Source organism: Sphingobacterium sp. 2149, assembly GCF_031455655.1.
Classification (GTDB): domain Bacteria; phylum Bacteroidota; class Bacteroidia; order Sphingobacteriales; family Sphingobacteriaceae; genus Sphingobacterium.
Genome location: NZ_JAVDTD010000018.1, coordinates 90,341 through 107,401 on the forward strand (window position 1 = coordinate 90,341; position 17,061 = coordinate 107,401).

Sequence of the window (17,061 nt, forward strand, 5' to 3'; positions counted from 1 at the left end):
AAAGGATGATTTGCCAGAAAGATGGCGCCATAAGTATTTGCCTACAACTAACTACAAGCTCATTATCAATTATTTATAGCTTAAAAAACTACGATAACCTACCTAATACCCACCTAAATTGGGATTCATCCCTAGAATATGTTGCAAAAATACTATAAAAAGATTTGCAAACAGGATGTTTCAAAAATAAATTATCATTTTTCAGCTGTAAAAAAGTTGTGGAAAGCACTTATCTTTGTGAGCTATGCTTGACCTTCACGTATTTTTGGCCAATCTCCCCTATATTGCTTTCGGAGTATTGGGCCTTTTTCTATGTATACAATTATACTACATCTTATTTGTATATAGTAAATTGAGCCGTTATCAAATTCCCCCAGTACAAGAAGGAACGGAATTCCCGCCGTTATCCGTAATTATTTGTGCACACAATGAACAGGATAATATCGCCCAATTCCTCCCGGACATAATGCATCAAGACTATCCTAATTTTGAAGTAATCGTTGTCAATGATTTTTCGACAGACAATACGCCTTGGATATTACATGAATTCGAAGCAAAATATCCGCATTTAAAAATTGTCGATATCAAAGAACATATCCGCTTAAAACATGGCAAAAAGTTCGCCGTAAGTATGGGTATCAAGGCTTCAAAACACCAGACACTGGTGTTTACTGATGCCGACTGTGCACCACAATCCAATCAGTGGCTTAAAGAAGTCGCAGCCGCTTTCAGACCTGAAACAGAAATTGTGCTCGGCTATTCCCCGTATTTTAAGAAAAAAAGCTTATTAAATCTATTGATTCGATTTGAAACCAGTCATACGGCCATGAGTTATTTCTCCTATGCCCTGAAGGGGGATGCTTATATGGGGGTCGGTCGGAATATGGCCTACAAAAAAGATCTCTTCTTTCGAAACAAAGGGTTTGCGGCCCACATGCATATTAAATCTGGCGATGATGATCTCTTTGTCAACCAAAATGCAAATCCGATCAATGTCAACATCGTACTGTCGGCAGAATCCATTGTCTATTCGGAACCCAAAACGACTTGGAAAAGCTACTACAAACAAAAAGCAAGGCATTCAGGTGCATCTACTATTTATAAAAAACGTCATCAACGCATGCTGGGTACCCAGCTGGTATCCGCATTCCTTTTTTACATAACGATCATTGCGACCACAGTTGCTTTCCCAATGTACTGGTATGTGCCTTTGAGTGCCTACCTCCTTCGGCTTATTGCACAATGGATAATATTTAACAACATCTATAAAAAACTAGCTGTAAAGGAACTGATTTGGTGGTTGCCTTTGGTAGACTTCATCTACTATTTCTATATTTGCATCAATGGTATGTTCAGCCGAAAAAAGAAAAAAATAAGCTGGAAATAGTTCACATTTAAAATATCACACTTTGAATCCAACAGTCGATATCATCTATAATTATTTTCCAAAACTGACCGATAGTCAAAAAGAGCAGTTTGCAAAACTAGCCGATCTATATACGTTTTGGAATAGCCAAATCAATGTCATTTCACGTAAAGATATTGATAGCCTCTACCTGCATCATGTATTACACTCGTTAGGTATCGCCAAATTTGTCCAAGAGTTTACACCTGGAACTCAAATTTTGGACGTCGGGACCGGAGGAGGCTTTCCGGGCATTCCAATGGCCATTATGTTTCCTGAAGTCAAATTCCACTTAGTCGACTCGATTGGAAAAAAAATAAAAGTCGTACGTGAAGTTGCCTCCGGATTAGGGCTTAACAATGTCGAAGCAGACCACATCCGTGCCGAACAACTCGACGACAAATATGATTTTGTGCTATCAAGAGCGGTAACAAGACTCGCAGAATTTACACCTTGGATAAGAAACAAGTTTTCAAAAAAAGATAAAAACGGAATTCCCAATGGTATTCTTTATCTAAAAGGGGGCGATCTCAGTGAAGAAATCAAAGAATCCAAACTCAAAGCAGAATTACATCCACTATCAGATTACTTTAAAGAAGACTTCTTCGACACAAAATATCTGGTATATGTACCGATGTAGTTAAAGCTTGGCATTACCCATTGGAAACTGTAGCCGCCTATGGATAATGTCTACAGAATCGATGTAGTTCGTTAAACACTGATGGATATAAGCGATCTTCTCATAACGATCATTATCTCGAAGCCATTTTAAGGAGGGCTCATAGTATATCCTAAATTTGCGCAACGAATCTCCCGACAACTTACTATACTCCTGCGTCAGCGGATACCATTCTTCCCGGATCAGATCCTGATGGTATTCCTTTTCAAACTGACGCTGGAGCTTCCTTGAATTTCGTCCCTTCCGGCTGAATTTATTGTAAAGCTTGTTTAGATTGACAGCAATCCCACCTTGATGGGAAAGTGTAACCATGTTTTTCGTATCGCCCCAAAAAAAGATGGATTTATCCCCAGCAGATTTACGTTTGATCAAAACAGTATCCAATAGAAGTGTATCTCGTTTACTTCCTCTTTTCTCAATAGTATCCTGATCATAAGAAACCATCGGATAGGCAAAAAGCCTCTCCCGATAAAATGAAAAATAGACACAAAAAAACAATAAAGATAGCAATGCGATCCGTACCATATTTACAATTGATTAACTAAAAATAATCAATTAAAAATAAGGTTAAAAAATCTTTAACCGCCTTTTAACTATCTTTAACTAAAAAAGTTAATGTCCTAACTCTTTTTTGATTTCTAGGCCAATGAGATTGATTTCCTCATCCATCCCAAACATAGGTAGTTCTGTCTCCGGATTCAATTTTAACCAGTTTGTATCATTATCTTTAATAATCTTGACGTATTCAGCGCCATCTTTAAAAATAACATAGGTATCCTCCTCTTCAGGGAAGACAGAATAAACTATATCTCCCAATTCAATATCAAAAGGTTCTTTCATTTCCATCGTTAAAATATCATTAGTCGAACAAAGTTACCAATTCCTCTTCTTTCTTTCCAAAATAGACCGATATTTCATATCATATTATACCTCGCCCCTACGTCTCTTATCGATATTGCTTAATTGGAACAAAAAATACAGTAGCTCCAAGCAATTCTAACAAAAAGTACAGCAGCTACTTATATTTTTCTTATCTTTAAACAAACCCAATTATGAAACTAATTTACCCCATAGCTTTGACGCAAATCAAGGGCATTGGCCCTAGAACGGCACGCAATATCATTGACCAAGGTCATAGCCTAGCAGATGTGTTCACCTATTCAAAACGAGAATTGATGCAGCTTCTCGGTATACGGGAGTCAATCGCTGAAGCAATTTACAACAAAAGTTATATGCCCGCCTGCGAAAAAGAACTCGCTTTTATCGAAAAACACCAGATACAAGCCTTATGGTTGGAAGACGAAAATTATCCAGACAGGCTTCGCCAATGTGAAGATGCTCCGCTTGTTGTCTACTATAAGGGGAACCAGCCGCTAAACAGTTCGAAGATCATTAGTATTGTTGGTACTAGACATGCAACCCACTATGGCCAGAAAATATGCGAAGATCTGCTGGACGCCATGAATGGATCCAAAGACACCTTGATCGTTAGCGGTCTCGCCTATGGTATAGATGCATTGGCACATCGCAATGCATTAAAAAACCATCTACCTACCATTGCCGTATTAGGACATGGTCTCGATCGAATTTATCCAGCATCTCATCGCGAGCTTGCTGCAAAAATGTTAGACCATGGCGGCTTACTGACAGAATTTACATCCAATACCTTACCCGAACGCGGTAACTTCCCTATGCGCAATCGAATTATAGCAGGAATCGCCGATGTCACCATTGTCGTGGAGGCAGCCATTAAAGGCGGTGCTTTGATCACCGCAGAACTGGCCAACAGCTACAACCGAGATGTATGTGCTTTCCCAGGTTCCATTTATGAAAAAAGCGCTGAAGGTACCAACTACCTCATCAAAACCAACCGCGCGCATATGATTCGAGGACTTCAGGATCTTGAATACCTGATGAATTGGGAAATCACAAAAAAAACTGCTGCCCCACAGCTTAGCCTCCCATTAACACTGACAAAAGATCAGCAACTCCTCTTTACACTCATTCAACAAAAGGGACAACTCGAATTAGATCACTTGATTGAACTCACAAAATGGCCGCAAAGCAAATTGGCATTAATCCTACTGGAACTCGAAATGCAATCATTCATTCACGCCCTGCCTGGCAAAAGGTATAAAACGGTTGGAATGGTAGGAGCTAAAAAAAATTGATACACTTTCCTCCAAAAAGCCAAAGACCGTTGCAATTCAACGCACATGTGAAGTAAAAAGCAGGACATGTTACTTTCAATATTATAAACTAAACCAACAAAACAAACAATTAATGAACGAAAACAACACAAAAAGTATCTGGAAAGTCATCGGAGCATCCTCTATGGGAACCCTCATCGAATGGTATGACTTTTTTATCTTTGGGAGCCTATCGATCGTAATTTCCACCAAATTCTTCCCCGCAGAAAATCCAACAGCTGCTTTCCTTTCCACATTAGCCACATTTGCGGCTGGATTTGTCGTTCGCCCATTTGGTGCACTATTTTTTGGCAGACTAGGTGATATCATCGGTCGAAAATATACCTTTATGGTTACCTTAATGCTTATGGGCGGAGCAACATTTCTCATAGGCTGCATTCCAAGCTACGAAAGCATCGGATTTTGGGCTCCCCTGCTCGTTTTGATCCTTCGCCTGTTACAAGGTCTTGCCCTCGGTGGAGAATATGGCGGCGCAGCAACCTACGTGGCCGAGCATGCGCCTATTGGGCAGCGAGGATACTGGACCTCCTGGATACAGACAACAGCGACATTTGGCCTCTTTATATCACTAGTCGTCATCTTACTGACCAAAAGCTTGCTCACCGAATCACAATTTGACATCTGGGGATGGCGGGTTCCTTTCTTACTCTCTTTAGTTATGGTGTATGTCTCCTACCTTATTCGTAAAAAAATGAAGGAGTCACCCGAGTTTAGCAAAGCTAAAGCAGAAGGTAAAACAAGTACAAATCCATTAAAAGAAAGTTTCGGTAACCGATACAACCTCAAATTTGTGCTGCTCGCACTATTTGGTGCCGCCATGGGACAAGGTGTTGTTTGGTACACCGGACAGTTCTATTCCATGAGTTTCATGAAAACAGTGATGCACCTCCAATCGGATCAGGCAGATACCATTCTTGGGATAGCCCTACTTTTAGGGACACCATTTTTTGTCGTGTTTGGATGGCTCAGTGACAAAATTGGAAGAAAGTGGATTATGCTCGGCGGTATGTTACTCGCTGTGTTGACCTATCGCCCAATTTATGAATCGATGTACCAACTTTCCAATGCAGAGCACAAAGTCAAACTGAATGAAACAGTCGAAAGTCCGACGGTTACAGAAAAAACAGAAATAAAATCAGTTGTCAAAACGCAATATGACGACGGAACCGAAATCACTCGTGCTAAAACAATACACCAATCGGGCAAACTAAAAGGACAGCAAACAGTCACAACAACTGTTCATATTGCCAACTGGAACTATATATGCCTCATTCTCCTTATCTTTATCCAGGTGATTTATATTACCATGGTATATGGTCCCATTGCTGCCTTTCTCGTCGAACTGTTCCCGGTAAAAATCCGCTACACGTCCATGTCCTTGCCTTACCATGTTGGAAACGGAATATTCGGTGGACTCCTGCCCGCCGTATCCACCTACCTAACTACCAATGCCGAAGTAGCGCAGACACCACAATTTTATCTTGCGGGACTATGGTATCCGATTATTATCGCAATTGTATGTTTTATCATCGGCAGTATTTATATCAATAACAAATCAACTCCCACTAATCATGAATAGTATCAAAAAATTACTTGGCATACTCTGGATAACTTTAGCGCTATTTACCGCTTATTTTTCCGTTTTTGAACTAGCATTGCCAAAAATCTCCACCGGTCACCAGGAAGATGTAGTATTTGGAATCATTATCCTATGTATCTTGACACCGATTATCTCCATTGGACTTGGCTTATTTGGGTATTATTCGCTATTGGGAGAATATGACCAAAACAAAATGTAAGCCTTTTTCATCACTTCAAACAAATTATCACCATGATAATCAATCGCATAAGATAAAATAGCATTTTTTCTTTCCTAAAACTGTTTTTTTTTCTACTTTTGTGACGGGTAAGTCTTCTACGACCAGCTCCCATTGACTCCCCCAGGTTGGGAACAAAGCAAGGGTATTTGGTTGAGCGGTGCGATAGAAGTAGCTTACCCTTTTTTTGTGCCCTAATTTTTGGCTGACCTGCCACTTCAAAATTAATTTCAATCTAATAATCAGCTCAATGTCTTATATATCCCAACGGTGGCCCATAGTCCCATTATGAATAGAAGGCCTGTTAGACAAGGCGTTTTCATCGCGTGGCCTATACATTCAACATAATTATAATTGTATATAAACTCAAATTTATATAAGTTTGTAATCGAATAAGAACTATCGTATGAGTTGGTTTAAAAGAGAAAAAGCTGGTATTAGCACAGCTACCGCTAATAAAAAAGAAGCACCTGATGGCATGTGGAACAAATGTCCCACTTGCAAAAAGCCATTATTGCATCTTGAACAAGTAGAAAATGACTATGTTTGTCAATATTGTGGCCACCATTTAAGAATTGGCTCCAAAGAATATTTTTCAATTTTATTTGACAATAACGAATTTACCGAACTATTTCCCAATCTCAGTTCGGGTGACCCATTAGAATTTTTCGATTCAAAGCCATACCCCGATCGTTTAAAAGAAAGCCAGGCCAAAACAGGCCTTAAAGATGCTTTACGTTCTGGACATGGAAAAATGAATGGCCAAGATATTGTTATCGCCTGTATGGACTTTAGTTTTATCGGCGGATCAATGGGGTCAGTGGTCGGTGAGAAAATAGCACGCTCGATAGATTACTGTATTGCGCATAAAATTCCATTTATGCTAATCTCAAAATCAGGTGGTGCGCGCATGATGGAAGCTGCATTTTCATTGATGCAAATGGCTAAAACTTCGGCCAAATTAGCCCTATTGGCCAAAGCAGGCCTTCCGTATATCTGTTTGCTGACAGATCCAACTACGGGGGGAGTTACAGCATCTTATGCCATGTTGGGTGATGTAAATATTGCAGAGCCAGGTGCGTTAATCGGGTTTGCTGGCCCACGTGTCATTAAAGAAACAATAAAAAAGGATCTACCAAAAGGGTTCCAGACTTCAGAATTTGTTCTTGAACATGGATTTTTAGATTTCATTGTCGACCGCAGACAGTTGAAAAACAAGGTAGCTACTTATCTAAAATTAGTCGGATAATTAATCTTCCAAAAGATAAAACAGAAAGCGGTACCAAAACTAGTTTTGGTACCGCTTTTCTCTTTTTAAACACCATCAGAGTCTTATTCAAAGATATCGCCAAAATGACCATAGCGTTCTCCTGTTCAAATAGTCCGGTTCACCTTCCTTATCATACGCTTCCCGCTCAAAAGATATACGTAGATACGCGCGATCAAAATCTTTCAATTGAATAAAGCGAAAGACAAACTCAATAAGATACCATACATAGAAGAAGAGAATACCCAATTCAAGCGCTTGGCGCAAATGTATACGTTCATGACGGATCAGGTTCTCGTTGCATTTGAAAGAGGTACTTTTTAGAAAAATAAAGGGATAAATAGTAATTGCATTCGCTCTTCCAAAAGAAAATAAATTTGTCCAAAATTTGCTAACTATAACCATACATAATACTTTAACCCTTTTCACACGAATCAAACTTATAAAAATTTACGCTTACCCACAATAATTAGCGATTACATATAGATTAGATTACGCTGTTCTCTTTCAGTCGCTCACTACATAAGATGATCGCAAAAATTTCTTTTTGAATAGGAATTTTTATTAAGTTTGCTATAGATTAATTGTGAAGATATGCCGTACAAAGAGCGTGAAATAAATAAATTGTATTATACAATGGGAGAAGTTACAGAGATGTTCGAAGTAAACGCCTCCCAAATACGTTTTTATGAGCGTGAGTTTGATATTTTACAACCTAAAAAGAATAAAAAAGGTAATCGCCTTTTTACGCAGGAAGATATTGCCAATTTAAAAATCATTTTCAATCTGGTTAAAAACAAAGGCTACACGCTTCAGGGAGCACGCGATTATCTGCGAGACAACAAATCAGAAGCAAAAGAAAATCAACGCGTTATCGATTCACTAGAGCGTCTAAAGAGCTTTCTTGTTGAAGTTCGTGATTCCTTATAACACCCTATTTACTGCAGAAATCCTTTCGTTGAACAGAGGTCCCAAAAGCATATTGAGCAACACCATCTAATAGAACAAAGACTATGCAAACAGCATCTATTTTTCAAAACGTTACATACCAAGATAAACAGCCCAAAATGGATCTTCTGCTGGAAACAAATGGTAGCAAAGAATATCGTCTAGCTTTTGCCAAAGGACAATACATGAAAGAGCATAAAACTGCGGCATCAATAGTTGTTGAAATTGTCGAAGGTAATATAGACTTTGGTGTTAACGGAAGTAAAATCAGTCTGACGAAAGGCATGTTAGTTGCATTAGAACCCAATACACCCCATGATCTCTTTGCTATCGCTCAAAGTATTGTTAGGCTATCCATTCTAAAAAAAGAAGCATAAAAAGCTGCTCTGATCTAACGCCCATTCAGCTCAATAACCTCAAGATTTTCAATTTTATCCGCATTGATGTCAAATCGCATCAATGTCCGCACTTTATGCCAGCCGTGCTTTCCTGCTGCCCCTGGATTGAGGTGAAGGCATTGTATTTTGGGATCAAACATCACCTTTAAAATGTGTGAGTGTCCTGTGATAAATAATTTCGGAGGATTTTTCATTAATTCCCCCTTAACACGCGCAGCATATTTCCCTGGATAGCCACCAATATGCGTCATAAAAACGTCTACTTCCTCACATCTAAATCTCAAATCTTCGGGAAATTGCAAACGAATATCCTGACCATCAATATTTCCATAAACGCCGCGTAATGGTTTAAACGACGCCAATCGGTCTGCAATAACACCATCACCAAAATCTCCGACATGCCAGATCTCGTCGCAGGCTGCAAAATGAGTAAATACCGCTTCGTCTAGAAAAGAATGTGTATCCGAAAGTAATCCGATTTTTGTCATAACCTAAAAAGCTAAAAAATAAGGTGCCAATACGCTTCGATAAGCTGCTGAATAAATACCTTTCTTTGCGTATATAACAAACTCACGTACAGTAACCGATTCGACAGGCTTCCGTTCAAATGTAATGATCTTACGGATGACCGATCCACCTTCAAAGGAACTTATCTGAACTTCAGCACAACAATAAAGAGCTCTCTCTGTTGAAATCTCCATCAGTATAGCTGCCAAAGCTGTAGGAACGATCAGAATTAATTTTCCCTGATTCGATAAGCGCAAAGAAGCGAAATCCAATAATTCAGCAAAAAAATTCAGGTCAGTATGCCGCGCGAGCTTCTTTCGATTGTCAGGATTATGGAGTGAATCCGTATAAAATGGTGGATTTGAAACAATCAAATCATAAGGCTCTGCCATTTCCATACACTGAAAGGCACAGGCATGAAGCATAAGCCGATCACAGAAAACGGAATGACGAAAGTTCTTATCTGCCATCGCAGCAGCTAAAGGGTCCATCTCGACAGCCTCTACCCAACTGCCCACAAACCGTTGAGCCAACATCAATGCAATGACTCCGGTTCCTGTACCGATATCGAGAATTCGTCCTACAGTCCCCACTTCCAACAGTGAAGCCAATAATACGCCGTCTGTGTTAATCTTCATTGCACAATCAGACTGATCAACCTCAAATTCTTTAAACCGAAATATCGACGCCATAGACCAAAGATAAAACTTTTAACGCCGTTGGCACAAACAAACGAATATATCCTGCGATTTATTTACTAATTTAGTTTGCAATAAATCTAGATAAACCATGAATATCCGCCAGCTTGCTTTTTTCATATTGATCATTAGTAGCATCCTTCCCACTACACGCTTGCATGCACAGGAAAATTGTGAACGATATACGGTTGAGACCCTTCCTTTGTTGACCAAAGCCTTAAACAACAATGAGTTCGAAAAAATTGACCCCCTACTGAATACTATACAAGCAAGCTGCGGCATCAACGAATATATACAAAGACTGCGCATCCTAATACTCATTATTGAAAAGAAAAATAGCACGACAGCGGTCGACCTATACTGGAACAATCAATTTGATAAGAGCCTGCTCCAAAGACTAGATGCTGCAGATCAAGAAGATTTTACAACGCAGTATGAGCAAAATAAAGCAAAATTCCATTTCTATCCATTGCGTCATCCATTAGATAACCTTATCAAATTAAGGGCGAAGGCACTACTTGCATCTGATAATTACACGTTAAGCAGTCAGGAAATAAAAATCCTTCATCTCTTTGCGGATACACAAGCACCTGAAGAAATCGCAGACAAACAAGCCAATACACAAAGTGATGAACAACAATTTCCAACCCCTAAAGTTTATAGAAACCGGCATAAAGCCAAACTAGGCTATGTCCCTTCCATAGGCGTGATGAGCCCGCTAGGAGGAGGCAACAAAGTGTTCGGTACAAACCTCACGCTCGGATTTATGTTGATGAGCTCGCTGGAAAGGAAATTGATCTTCGAAGGAGGTTTAAAGGTACGCATCAACGCAAACGATCGCAATATCGACTATAATTATGATGGATCAGAAGTATCAGTCAATTCATCAGCGACCGCTTTTATAGGAGGTGCGGTGGGCTATAAAGTTTTTGACAATGACAAATTCATCCTAATTCCAAAAGCCATACTAGGTATTGACATCACAGATACCGGCATCACGGAGAATACGTATTCTTCAGGTTATTATGATCCGGATGGTTATTATTATGACGGTGGATATACAGAGAATATGGTTACCATCAACAATATTCACCTCGGACTTGGTCTTTCCTCACTATTCCGGATGAAAAACCAAAAGTACATCGGCTTCGAACTAGGCTATCATTACGCACCGTATGACGCCAGCAGCAAAGTACTGAGCCCCATCCAGGCGAACTATGGAAGCTTAGCACTATTCTTTAGATTTTAAAAATATAGGTAATCCAAAATGAATAAGTCAGTTTATGCCTGTACACCCAAAATAGCGCGCTACTGCGCTATTCCAATCGAAAAATAAGCCCTATTTTAAAGATTAATGCTTTAGCAACCGCTGAATTTCATCCAGTTTCATCAACGCTTCGACGGGAGTCAACGAGTTAACATCCAAATTATTCAACATATCCCTAATCTTGTTTAGGACAGGATCATCAATCGAAAACATCTGTAGCTGATACGCCTGTTTCTGGATCTTACGCATACTATCCTTAATCTGCTCTCCACCAGTACGCTCCTGCTCCAACCTTTTTAAAATCTGATTAGCGCGATTGAGTAGTTTTTGGGGCATCCCTGCCAGCTTGGCTACATGTATACCAAAACTATGTTCCGAACCTCCCGGAACAAGTTTCCGCAAGAAAATGACTTTATTATTGACCTCCTTTACAGTAACGTTATAGTTCTTGATACGATCCAAAGAAGTTGTCAGTTCATTCAATTCATGGTAATGGGTCGCAAATAGTGTTTTTGCTTTGGCAGCCGGGTGATTATGCAAAAATTCCGCAATGGCCCAAGCAATAGAAATCCCGTCATATGTACTTGTACCACGGCCAATTTCGTCCAAGAGAATAAGACTGCGGTCTGACAGATTGTTCATAATGCTCGCAGTTTCATTCATCTCGACCATGAAGGTAGATTCTCCAGAAGAAAGATTATCCGATGCGCCAACACGAGTAAATATTTTGTCAACTAAGCCAATTTTAGCCTCTTTTGCAGGAACAAAACAGCCTATTTGTGCCATTAATACAATCAATCCAGTCTGACGGAGCAGTGCCGATTTACCCGCCATATTAGGCCCGGTAATGATAATAATCTGTTGTGTCTTCGGATCTAAAAAGGTATCATTAGTGATATAATCCTCACCCACCGGTAGGTTTCTTTCGATGACAGGGTGTCTTCCACCTTTTATATCTAAAATCTTGCTCTCACTGACTTCTGGTTTGACATAATAATTCTTCTCCGCCACAACGGCAAAGTTGAGGAGTACATCCAGCTTAGCAATCAACTGTGCATCCAGCTGAATAGGTTTAATGTATTCGGCGATCGAAATCAACAGCTCAGCATACAACCTACTCTCTAAAGCCTGAATCTTTTCTTCGGCTCCAAGAATCTGTTCTTCATATTCTTTAAGTTCCTCGGTAATATAACGCTCGGCATTTACCAAGGTCTGCTTACGTATCCAAGTAGTTGGAACTTTGTCCTTATGTGTATTAGTAACCTCCAGGTAGTAGCCGAACACATTGTTAAACGCAATTTTTAAGGAAGGAATACCCGTGATCTCTGCTTCCCTTTTTTGGATTTCCAGCAAATAATCCTTTCCTCCAAAGGCAATTTTACGCAAGCGATCCAGTTCCGCATCAACCCCATCAGCAATTACACTCCCTTTATTGATGGCAACAGGTGGTTCTGCCTGAACCTGTAGCTCAATTTGCTCACGAATAGCCGTACAAGCATCCAATTGTTCCGAAATCGTACGCAGTGCATTTGCATCTTTGCGATCTGTAAGTTCCTTCAACTTCTCGATAGCAAATAACGCACGCTTCAATTGCACGATTTCCCTGGGATTCGCTTTCTGAAGCCCGATCTTCGAGATTAAGCGTTCAAGATCGCCCACTTGCTTGATCTGGCCAATCAATTCATCTCTTAAATCGCGGTTAGCGAAAAAGAAATCCACAACATTCAATCGCTCCTGAATACTCTTTTTATCTTTCAAAGGCATTACAATCCAGCGCTTAAGCAAGCGCGCCCCCATTGGACTGGATGTATGATCCAATACATCCGACAACGTGACTGCATTTTCATTCATCGAGCCAATTAGTTCCAGATTGCGAATCGTAAAACGGTCCAGCCACATGTAACGGTCTTCTTCGATCCGGGAAAGCGTAGAGATATGCTGTAAGTTACGGTGCTCGGTTTCATTGAGGTAATGTAAAGCCACACCAGCAGCAACAATACCCGCAGACATACGGTCAACTCCAAATCCTTTCATTGATGAAACCTCAAAATGTTTCAATAATGTTTCAGTAGCATAGTCGCCCGTGTAAGGCCATTCATCAAGAAAATACGTGTAATACTGTGCCCCAAATTGCTCGATAAATTCCTTGCTCTGTTTTTTGGATAGAATAATTTCCGTCGGTTTAAACCCTTGAAGCAATTTATCGATATACGCAACGCTTCCCTGAGCAACTAAAAATTCACCTGTTGAAATATCGAGAAAAGAAATCCCAATCCGCTCTTTTTCGATAAAAATTGATGCCAAATAATTATTGGACTTCTGTTGAACAATATTGTCATTGTAAGAAACACCAGGAGTAACCAGCTCTGTCACACCACGCTTAACAATTGTTTTCGTAGTCTTCGGATCCTCCAGTTGATCACAAATCGCCACCCTTTGACCAGCACGTACCAGCTTCGGAAGATAAGTTTCCAGCGAATGATGCGGAAAACCAGCCAATGCCGTTTCCGATTCCGAGCCATTTCCACGCTTCGTCAAAACAATACCCAAAATCTGAGCAGCCTTAATTGCATCCTCACCAAATGTCTCGTAAAAATCGCCAACACGGAACAACAACAACGCTCCAGGATACTTAATCTTGATCGCATTGTACTGTTGCATCAATGGGGTTACTTTCTTTTCTTTTGCCAACTTTTAAAATCAATTTTTATGAAGCGTAAAAATAGGATAATAACATCGCTTTGGCAAACGATACACTCAACTTCTCAATAAAATCATTTCCATTAAACAAGAATATAAGCTAAGTTTGTAAGCGAAAAAAATTAGTCATGGCCATCAAAAGAACTGGTAAACAAAATACGTCCAGCACACAAAAAAACACCTTCAAAAAGAATTCATTCAACCCGTTGAAGTCAATAAAGTCGCCCATCCTCCGTATTGTCACACGAGTCATTCTCTATTTTATAGGTGTTACATTATTTTGGGTCATTAGCTTACGTTTTATCAATCCCCCAATCACTTGGCTGATGATTCAACGCGGATTTGAACTGAAAGAACAAGGAAAAGGCTTCAAATTGGAAAAAAATTGGCTGGATTACGATGAGCTGTCCGATAACCTCAAGTTAGCCGCTATTGCAGGAGAAGATGCCCATTTTATGACCCACTGGGGTTTTGACTTAAAGGGAATTCAAAATGCCATCAAAAAAAATGCACAAGGCAAAAAACTGCGCGGAGGAAGTACCATTAGCCAGCAGGTAGCGAAAAATGTATTTCTATGGCCTGGAAGATCCTGGTTGAGAAAAGGATTTGAAACCTACTTCACCGTACTTATTGAGACCTTTTGGAGTAAAAAAAGAATTCTTGAAGTTTATCTGAATGTGATTGAAATGGGACAAGGGGTTTATGGTGCTGACGCCGCGGCAGCATATTACTTCAGCAAGACAGGGAGCAATCTTTCCAAAAAGCAAGCTGCCCTAATCATAGCTATATTGCCAAATCCCAGAGAATGGGATGCACGCAACCCTTCCACGTATGTCAATAGACGCGCAAATGCAATTGCAAAATACATGCACCATTATACCATTCCTGAGTAAGCGGAGAATCATGCCTCTGGCGAAGGCCCTGAAAGTGGCAAAAACGAGGCAGTTTATTAAACAACTAAAGGCCATAGTTCAGTACTATGGCCTTTAGTTGTCATTATAATAGAATTATTTGAAAAGTCGCTTATGCCAACTGCTGTGGAAAGGTATGGCCCAAGCATTTTCCATTTGATGCTCCTGTGTAATCGTATTATCAAATACTAAAGTATCGTCATTGATGATACCATCAGCCAATAACTTTTCAAATCCATCACGGCTAACTACGGCGATCCCATCCTCGGACTTGTATGCGAACTGCATACGGTCAAATAATTGAATATTATATTTAGATTCAATGCCTTTTAAAAAGCGTACCGAGCTGTCAATCGAGCAACCAGAGGCAGCGGCGATTTCTTCGTCCACTTTAAGGATAATAAAAAGCCCATCACGCAATTCCGCAGAAGCCGAAAGTGGCTTTCCATGCACTTTCCACTGTTCGGCAAAAGTCATCAATTCGGCCGAAATCTGCGCGCTTTCCTCTTGAGACAATATGCGATCAGCCTGATAAATCCAAATACGTTTCATAAATAAACTCCCTTCCTTGCTTAAATTAACCAATATAATAAGGAGAAATCATCCAATAAACAATTACTCCTGTAACAGCAACATATAACCACATCGGATAAGTAATTCGAGCTAATTTCTTATGTCGTTCGTAAGATCCCGATATACCGCGTACAAATGTAAATAGTACAAAAGGAATAATGATAATAGAAAGCAGGATATGTGTGATCAGGATGAAAAAATAGATCGGTCTCCAAATGCCCTCACCACCATACTTTGTTTCAATCGAAGTCATGTGATAGGCAACATACATCGCCAAAAATGCCAAAGAGCAAGCGATACAACATTTGATCAGACGTTCATGCAAGGACTTATTACCCCTTTTTATTGCAGCTACAGCCCAAAAAAGCAATACAGCAGTAATGCCATTTATCGTAGCGTAGATCGGAGGTAAAAATGTAAGCGGCTTCACATTATAACCCAATTTCTGCAAATTCACTGTAAAAAGGATAGCGACTACTATTGGAATCACAATAGATAGTAGCCAAATCCACTTACTATACTTTTTCTCTGTGTTGAGACTCTCTCTCATGATATAATTACCTTTTTTGTTCTATAGTAGCTGGATGGTTCCGGATTTCCTCGACCAATAATAATTTAATTTCATCCTCAAGACGATCAACGTCAGTCTTCACATTGATATCGTATATTCCTCTTATCCTACCTTTGGTATCGAGCAACAGATAATTTGATCCGATAATAAATGGCTTGCTACCATCAGGGTTGACAAGCGCATCCTGTAAAAGACTTTCTTTCGCAAATTTAAAGATATCCACCGAAGGATTCGTCACAAAAAACCAAGATTTGGTCCAGGGCTTGTAAACTTTTGCATATTTTGCCAATACATCCGGTGTATCATAAGTAGTATCAACGGTAATCGAATACAACTTAACCTTCTTATTCTGAATAAATCGATTAGCAATTTGATCAAGTCGCTTAATCATAGTTCGAGATAACGAAGCATCCCTAGAATACATCAGATGCACTACAGAAAGCGTCGTATCATTATCCAATAGATGCACCTCTTTACCATCGTAATTAACAAAATCAACCGAGGGTACGGTATGATAAATTGTGTCAACAATGTCCCGCCCCCATTTTCGATGGGTAGTGCCAGGCACTTCCTTCTTTCCAAAAATTGGCAAAGAAGCATAGCTGTTCGAACCGCTTTTATTCAGTATAAAATATAAAAATCCTGGCAGTAAAAGAATTACGGCCAGGATCAATATAGTTTTAATACCTTTCTTTTGTCCAGTATTATTATCCATTCACTTTATCTATTTATTGGGAAATAATTGATGTTCTTGAAAAACAGAAGCTAAATGCCCCCCTTCGACAAGCATCAAAACAATAAAATAAATAATAAAAATAAAGACAATTCCAACGGTAACGATAAAGCTCGATTTTTCGAATTTCAAGTGCATAAAGAATGCAACGATATAATAAGCTTTAACCAAAGTAAGTACAATATAAATGGTATTTACCAATGCACCCTTCGCTAAAATTTGCCAATGGTGCACAAAGCCCAATGCAATTAAGAACTCTAGACAAGTAAGCGCTAAAAGCACGCCAAATACTCTCCAAATGGCTTTTTTATCCATCCCACCTTCGTGAGCATGCTCTCCATGAGCGATATTATCTTGATATTGTGACATAGCTATCT

20 protein-coding genes and 1 other RNA gene are annotated in these 17,061 nt (G+C 39.6%); 11 read left to right on the forward strand and 10 right to left on the reverse strand.

Going from position 1 to position 17,061, the window contains the following annotated elements; all coding sequences use genetic code 11:
• The first annotated feature begins 244 nt into the window (after positions 1-244).
• Both J2X77_RS22225 and rsmG read left to right on the forward strand, forming a co-directional pair.
• On the forward strand, positions 245-1,387 hold the full coding sequence (locus J2X77_RS22225) for a glycosyltransferase (protein ID WP_293939542.1): 1,143 nt from the start codon (positions 245-247) through the stop codon (positions 1,385-1,387).
• Between the two features lie 22 nt (positions 1,388-1,409).
• Positions 1,410-2,045 (forward strand): 16S rRNA (guanine(527)-N(7))-methyltransferase RsmG, encoded by a 636-nt coding sequence (gene rsmG / locus J2X77_RS22230; RefSeq protein ID WP_209578631.1) that lies wholly within the window; start codon positions 1,410-1,412, stop codon positions 2,043-2,045.
• Here rsmG and J2X77_RS22235 read toward each other — a convergent pair whose 3' ends face one another.
• Together J2X77_RS22235 and J2X77_RS22240 are read right to left on the reverse strand one after the other, a co-directional pair.
• Positions 2,046-2,609 (reverse strand): hypothetical protein, encoded by a 564-nt coding sequence (locus J2X77_RS22235; RefSeq protein ID WP_209578632.1) that lies wholly within the window; start codon positions 2,607-2,609, stop codon positions 2,046-2,048.
• An 87-nt stretch (positions 2,610-2,696) separates the two neighbouring features.
• The gene (locus tag J2X77_RS22240) at positions 2,697-2,930 is read right to left on the reverse strand and encodes a hypothetical protein (protein ID WP_209578633.1); all 234 of its coding nucleotides are present in this window, start codon (positions 2,928-2,930) and stop codon (positions 2,697-2,699) included.
• Positions 2,931-3,136: 206 nt separating this feature from the next.
• Here J2X77_RS22240 and dprA point away from each other — a divergent pair, with 206 nt between their 5' ends.
• The 5 genes from dprA to accD all read left to right on the forward strand — a co-directional run bounded on the left by dprA (position 3,137) and on the right by accD (position 7,360).
• Entirely contained in the window at positions 3,137-4,255 is a 1,119-nt protein-coding gene (gene dprA / locus J2X77_RS22245; protein WP_209578634.1) for a DNA-processing protein DprA, read from the forward strand.
• A gap of 112 nt (positions 4,256-4,367) precedes the next feature.
• Positions 4,368-5,873 (forward strand): MFS transporter, encoded by a 1,506-nt coding sequence (locus J2X77_RS22250; protein WP_209578635.1) that lies wholly within the window; start codon positions 4,368-4,370, stop codon positions 5,871-5,873.
• Positions 5,866-6,093 carry a DUF6814 family protein gene (locus J2X77_RS22255; RefSeq protein ID WP_209578636.1) on the forward strand — a complete coding sequence of 76 codons (228 nt, stop codon included), beginning with the start codon at positions 5,866-5,868 and terminating at the stop codon, positions 6,091-6,093. Before J2X77_RS22250 ends, J2X77_RS22255 begins: the two co-directional genes overlap by 8 nt.
• Positions 6,094-6,198: 105 nt before the next feature.
• Positions 6,199-6,296, forward strand: an RNA gene (gene ffs / locus J2X77_RS22260) — signal recognition particle sRNA small type.
• A gap of 221 nt (positions 6,297-6,517) precedes the next feature.
• Positions 6,518-7,360: an acetyl-CoA carboxylase, carboxyltransferase subunit beta gene (gene accD, locus J2X77_RS22265; RefSeq protein WP_209578637.1), complete on the forward strand. Its 843-nt coding sequence runs from the start codon at positions 6,518-6,520 to the stop codon at positions 7,358-7,360.
• Between the two features lie 87 nt (positions 7,361-7,447).
• Here the strand turns inward: accD and J2X77_RS22270 are convergent, their stop codons facing one another.
• The gene (locus tag J2X77_RS22270) at positions 7,448-7,783 is read right to left on the reverse strand and encodes a hypothetical protein (protein ID WP_209578638.1); all 336 of its coding nucleotides are present in this window, start codon (positions 7,781-7,783) and stop codon (positions 7,448-7,450) included.
• 189 nt (positions 7,784-7,972) lie between these two features.
• Between J2X77_RS22270 and J2X77_RS22275 the strand changes: the two genes are divergently transcribed.
• Both J2X77_RS22275 and J2X77_RS22280 read left to right on the forward strand, forming a co-directional pair.
• The gene (locus tag J2X77_RS22275) at positions 7,973-8,308 is read left to right on the forward strand and encodes a MerR family transcriptional regulator (RefSeq protein ID WP_209578639.1); all 336 of its coding nucleotides are present in this window, start codon (positions 7,973-7,975) and stop codon (positions 8,306-8,308) included.
• A gap of 83 nt (positions 8,309-8,391) precedes the next feature.
• Positions 8,392-8,703 (forward strand): cupin, encoded by a 312-nt coding sequence (locus J2X77_RS22280; RefSeq protein ID WP_209578640.1) that lies wholly within the window; start codon positions 8,392-8,394, stop codon positions 8,701-8,703.
• Between the two features lie 14 nt (positions 8,704-8,717).
• Here J2X77_RS22280 and J2X77_RS22285 read toward each other — a convergent pair whose 3' ends face one another.
• Together J2X77_RS22285 and J2X77_RS22290 are read right to left on the reverse strand one after the other, a co-directional pair.
• Positions 8,718-9,212, reverse strand: coding sequence for a metallophosphoesterase (locus J2X77_RS22285; protein ID WP_209578641.1), 495 nt, complete (start codon positions 9,210-9,212; stop codon positions 8,718-8,720).
• Between the two features lie 3 nt (positions 9,213-9,215).
• Positions 9,216-9,923 (reverse strand): tRNA1(Val) (adenine(37)-N6)-methyltransferase, encoded by a 708-nt coding sequence (locus tag J2X77_RS22290; protein ID WP_293939537.1) that lies wholly within the window; start codon positions 9,921-9,923, stop codon positions 9,216-9,218.
• Between the two features lie 97 nt (positions 9,924-10,020).
• On the opposite strand from J2X77_RS22290, the gene J2X77_RS22295 reads away from it, so the two are divergent.
• Positions 10,021-11,178: a hypothetical protein gene (locus J2X77_RS22295; RefSeq protein WP_293939535.1), complete on the forward strand. Its 1,158-nt coding sequence runs from the start codon at positions 10,021-10,023 to the stop codon at positions 11,176-11,178.
• A 102-nt stretch (positions 11,179-11,280) separates the two neighbouring features.
• Here J2X77_RS22295 and mutS read toward each other — a convergent pair whose 3' ends face one another.
• Positions 11,281-13,887, reverse strand: coding sequence for a DNA mismatch repair protein MutS (gene mutS, locus J2X77_RS22300; protein WP_310082568.1), 2,607 nt, complete (start codon positions 13,885-13,887; stop codon positions 11,281-11,283).
• Between the two features lie 137 nt (positions 13,888-14,024).
• On the opposite strand from mutS, the gene mtgA reads away from it, so the two are divergent.
• Positions 14,025-14,789 carry a monofunctional biosynthetic peptidoglycan transglycosylase gene (gene mtgA, locus J2X77_RS22305; protein WP_209578646.1) on the forward strand — a complete coding sequence of 255 codons (765 nt, stop codon included), beginning with the start codon at positions 14,025-14,027 and terminating at the stop codon, positions 14,787-14,789.
• A gap of 114 nt (positions 14,790-14,903) precedes the next feature.
• Here mtgA and J2X77_RS22310 read toward each other — a convergent pair whose 3' ends face one another.
• Genes J2X77_RS22310 through J2X77_RS22325 form a run of 4 tightly spaced genes read right to left on the reverse strand, consistent with a single transcriptional unit; the run spans position 14,904 to position 17,053 of the window.
• Complete coding sequence (locus J2X77_RS22310; RefSeq protein WP_293879562.1) at positions 14,904-15,359, reverse strand: ABC transporter ATPase; 456 nt, start codon at positions 15,357-15,359, stop codon at positions 14,904-14,906.
• Positions 15,360-15,384: 25 nt separating this feature from the next.
• Positions 15,385-15,930, reverse strand: a complete 546-nt coding sequence (locus tag J2X77_RS22315) for a DUF420 domain-containing protein (protein ID WP_209578648.1) — start codon at positions 15,928-15,930, stop codon at positions 15,385-15,387.
• A gap of 7 nt (positions 15,931-15,937) precedes the next feature.
• Entirely contained in the window at positions 15,938-16,666 is a 729-nt protein-coding gene (locus J2X77_RS22320; protein WP_293879561.1) for an SCO family protein, read from the reverse strand.
• A 9-nt stretch (positions 16,667-16,675) separates the two neighbouring features.
• A complete protein-coding gene (locus tag J2X77_RS22325; protein WP_209578650.1) occupies positions 16,676-17,053 on the reverse strand; it encodes a cytochrome C oxidase subunit IV family protein in 378 nt (125 codons plus the stop codon).
• Positions 17,054-17,061 lie beyond the last annotated feature (8 nt).

Coding starts and splice junctions, on each gene's coding strand:
- J2X77_RS22225 (WP_293939542.1), top strand. CDS start 245: ATGCTTGACCTTCACGTATTTTTGGCCAATCTCCCCTATATTGCTTTC.
- J2X77_RS22235 (WP_209578632.1), bottom strand. CDS start 2,609: ATGGTACGGATCGCATTGCTATCTTTATTGTTTTTTTGTGTCTATTTT.
- J2X77_RS22240 (WP_209578633.1), bottom strand. CDS start 2,930: ATGGAAATGAAAGAACCTTTTGATATTGAATTGGGAGATATAGTTTAT.
- dprA (WP_209578634.1), top strand. CDS start 3,137: ATGAAACTAATTTACCCCATAGCTTTGACGCAAATCAAGGGCATTGGC.
- J2X77_RS22250 (WP_209578635.1), top strand. CDS start 4,368: ATGAACGAAAACAACACAAAAAGTATCTGGAAAGTCATCGGAGCATCC.
- J2X77_RS22255 (WP_209578636.1), top strand. CDS start 5,866: ATGAATAGTATCAAAAAATTACTTGGCATACTCTGGATAACTTTAGCG.
- accD (WP_209578637.1), top strand. CDS start 6,518: ATGAGTTGGTTTAAAAGAGAAAAAGCTGGTATTAGCACAGCTACCGCT.
- J2X77_RS22270 (WP_209578638.1), bottom strand. CDS start 7,783: ATGGTTATAGTTAGCAAATTTTGGACAAATTTATTTTCTTTTGGAAGA.
- J2X77_RS22275 (WP_209578639.1), top strand. CDS start 7,973: ATGCCGTACAAAGAGCGTGAAATAAATAAATTGTATTATACAATGGGA.
- J2X77_RS22280 (WP_209578640.1), top strand. CDS start 8,392: ATGCAAACAGCATCTATTTTTCAAAACGTTACATACCAAGATAAACAG.
- J2X77_RS22285 (WP_209578641.1), bottom strand. CDS start 9,212: ATGACAAAAATCGGATTACTTTCGGATACACATTCTTTTCTAGACGAA.
- J2X77_RS22290 (WP_293939537.1), bottom strand. CDS start 9,923: ATGGCGTCGATATTTCGGTTTAAAGAATTTGAGGTTGATCAGTCTGAT.
- J2X77_RS22295 (WP_293939535.1), top strand. CDS start 10,021: ATGAATATCCGCCAGCTTGCTTTTTTCATATTGATCATTAGTAGCATC.
- mtgA (WP_209578646.1), top strand. CDS start 14,025: ATGGCCATCAAAAGAACTGGTAAACAAAATACGTCCAGCACACAAAAA.
- J2X77_RS22310 (WP_293879562.1), bottom strand. CDS start 15,359: ATGAAACGTATTTGGATTTATCAGGCTGATCGCATATTGTCTCAAGAG.
- J2X77_RS22315 (WP_209578648.1), bottom strand. CDS start 15,930: ATGAGAGAGAGTCTCAACACAGAGAAAAAGTATAGTAAGTGGATTTGG.
- J2X77_RS22320 (WP_293879561.1), bottom strand. CDS start 16,666: ATGGATAATAATACTGGACAAAAGAAAGGTATTAAAACTATATTGATC.
- J2X77_RS22325 (WP_209578650.1), bottom strand. CDS start 17,053: ATGTCACAATATCAAGATAATATCGCTCATGGAGAGCATGCTCACGAA.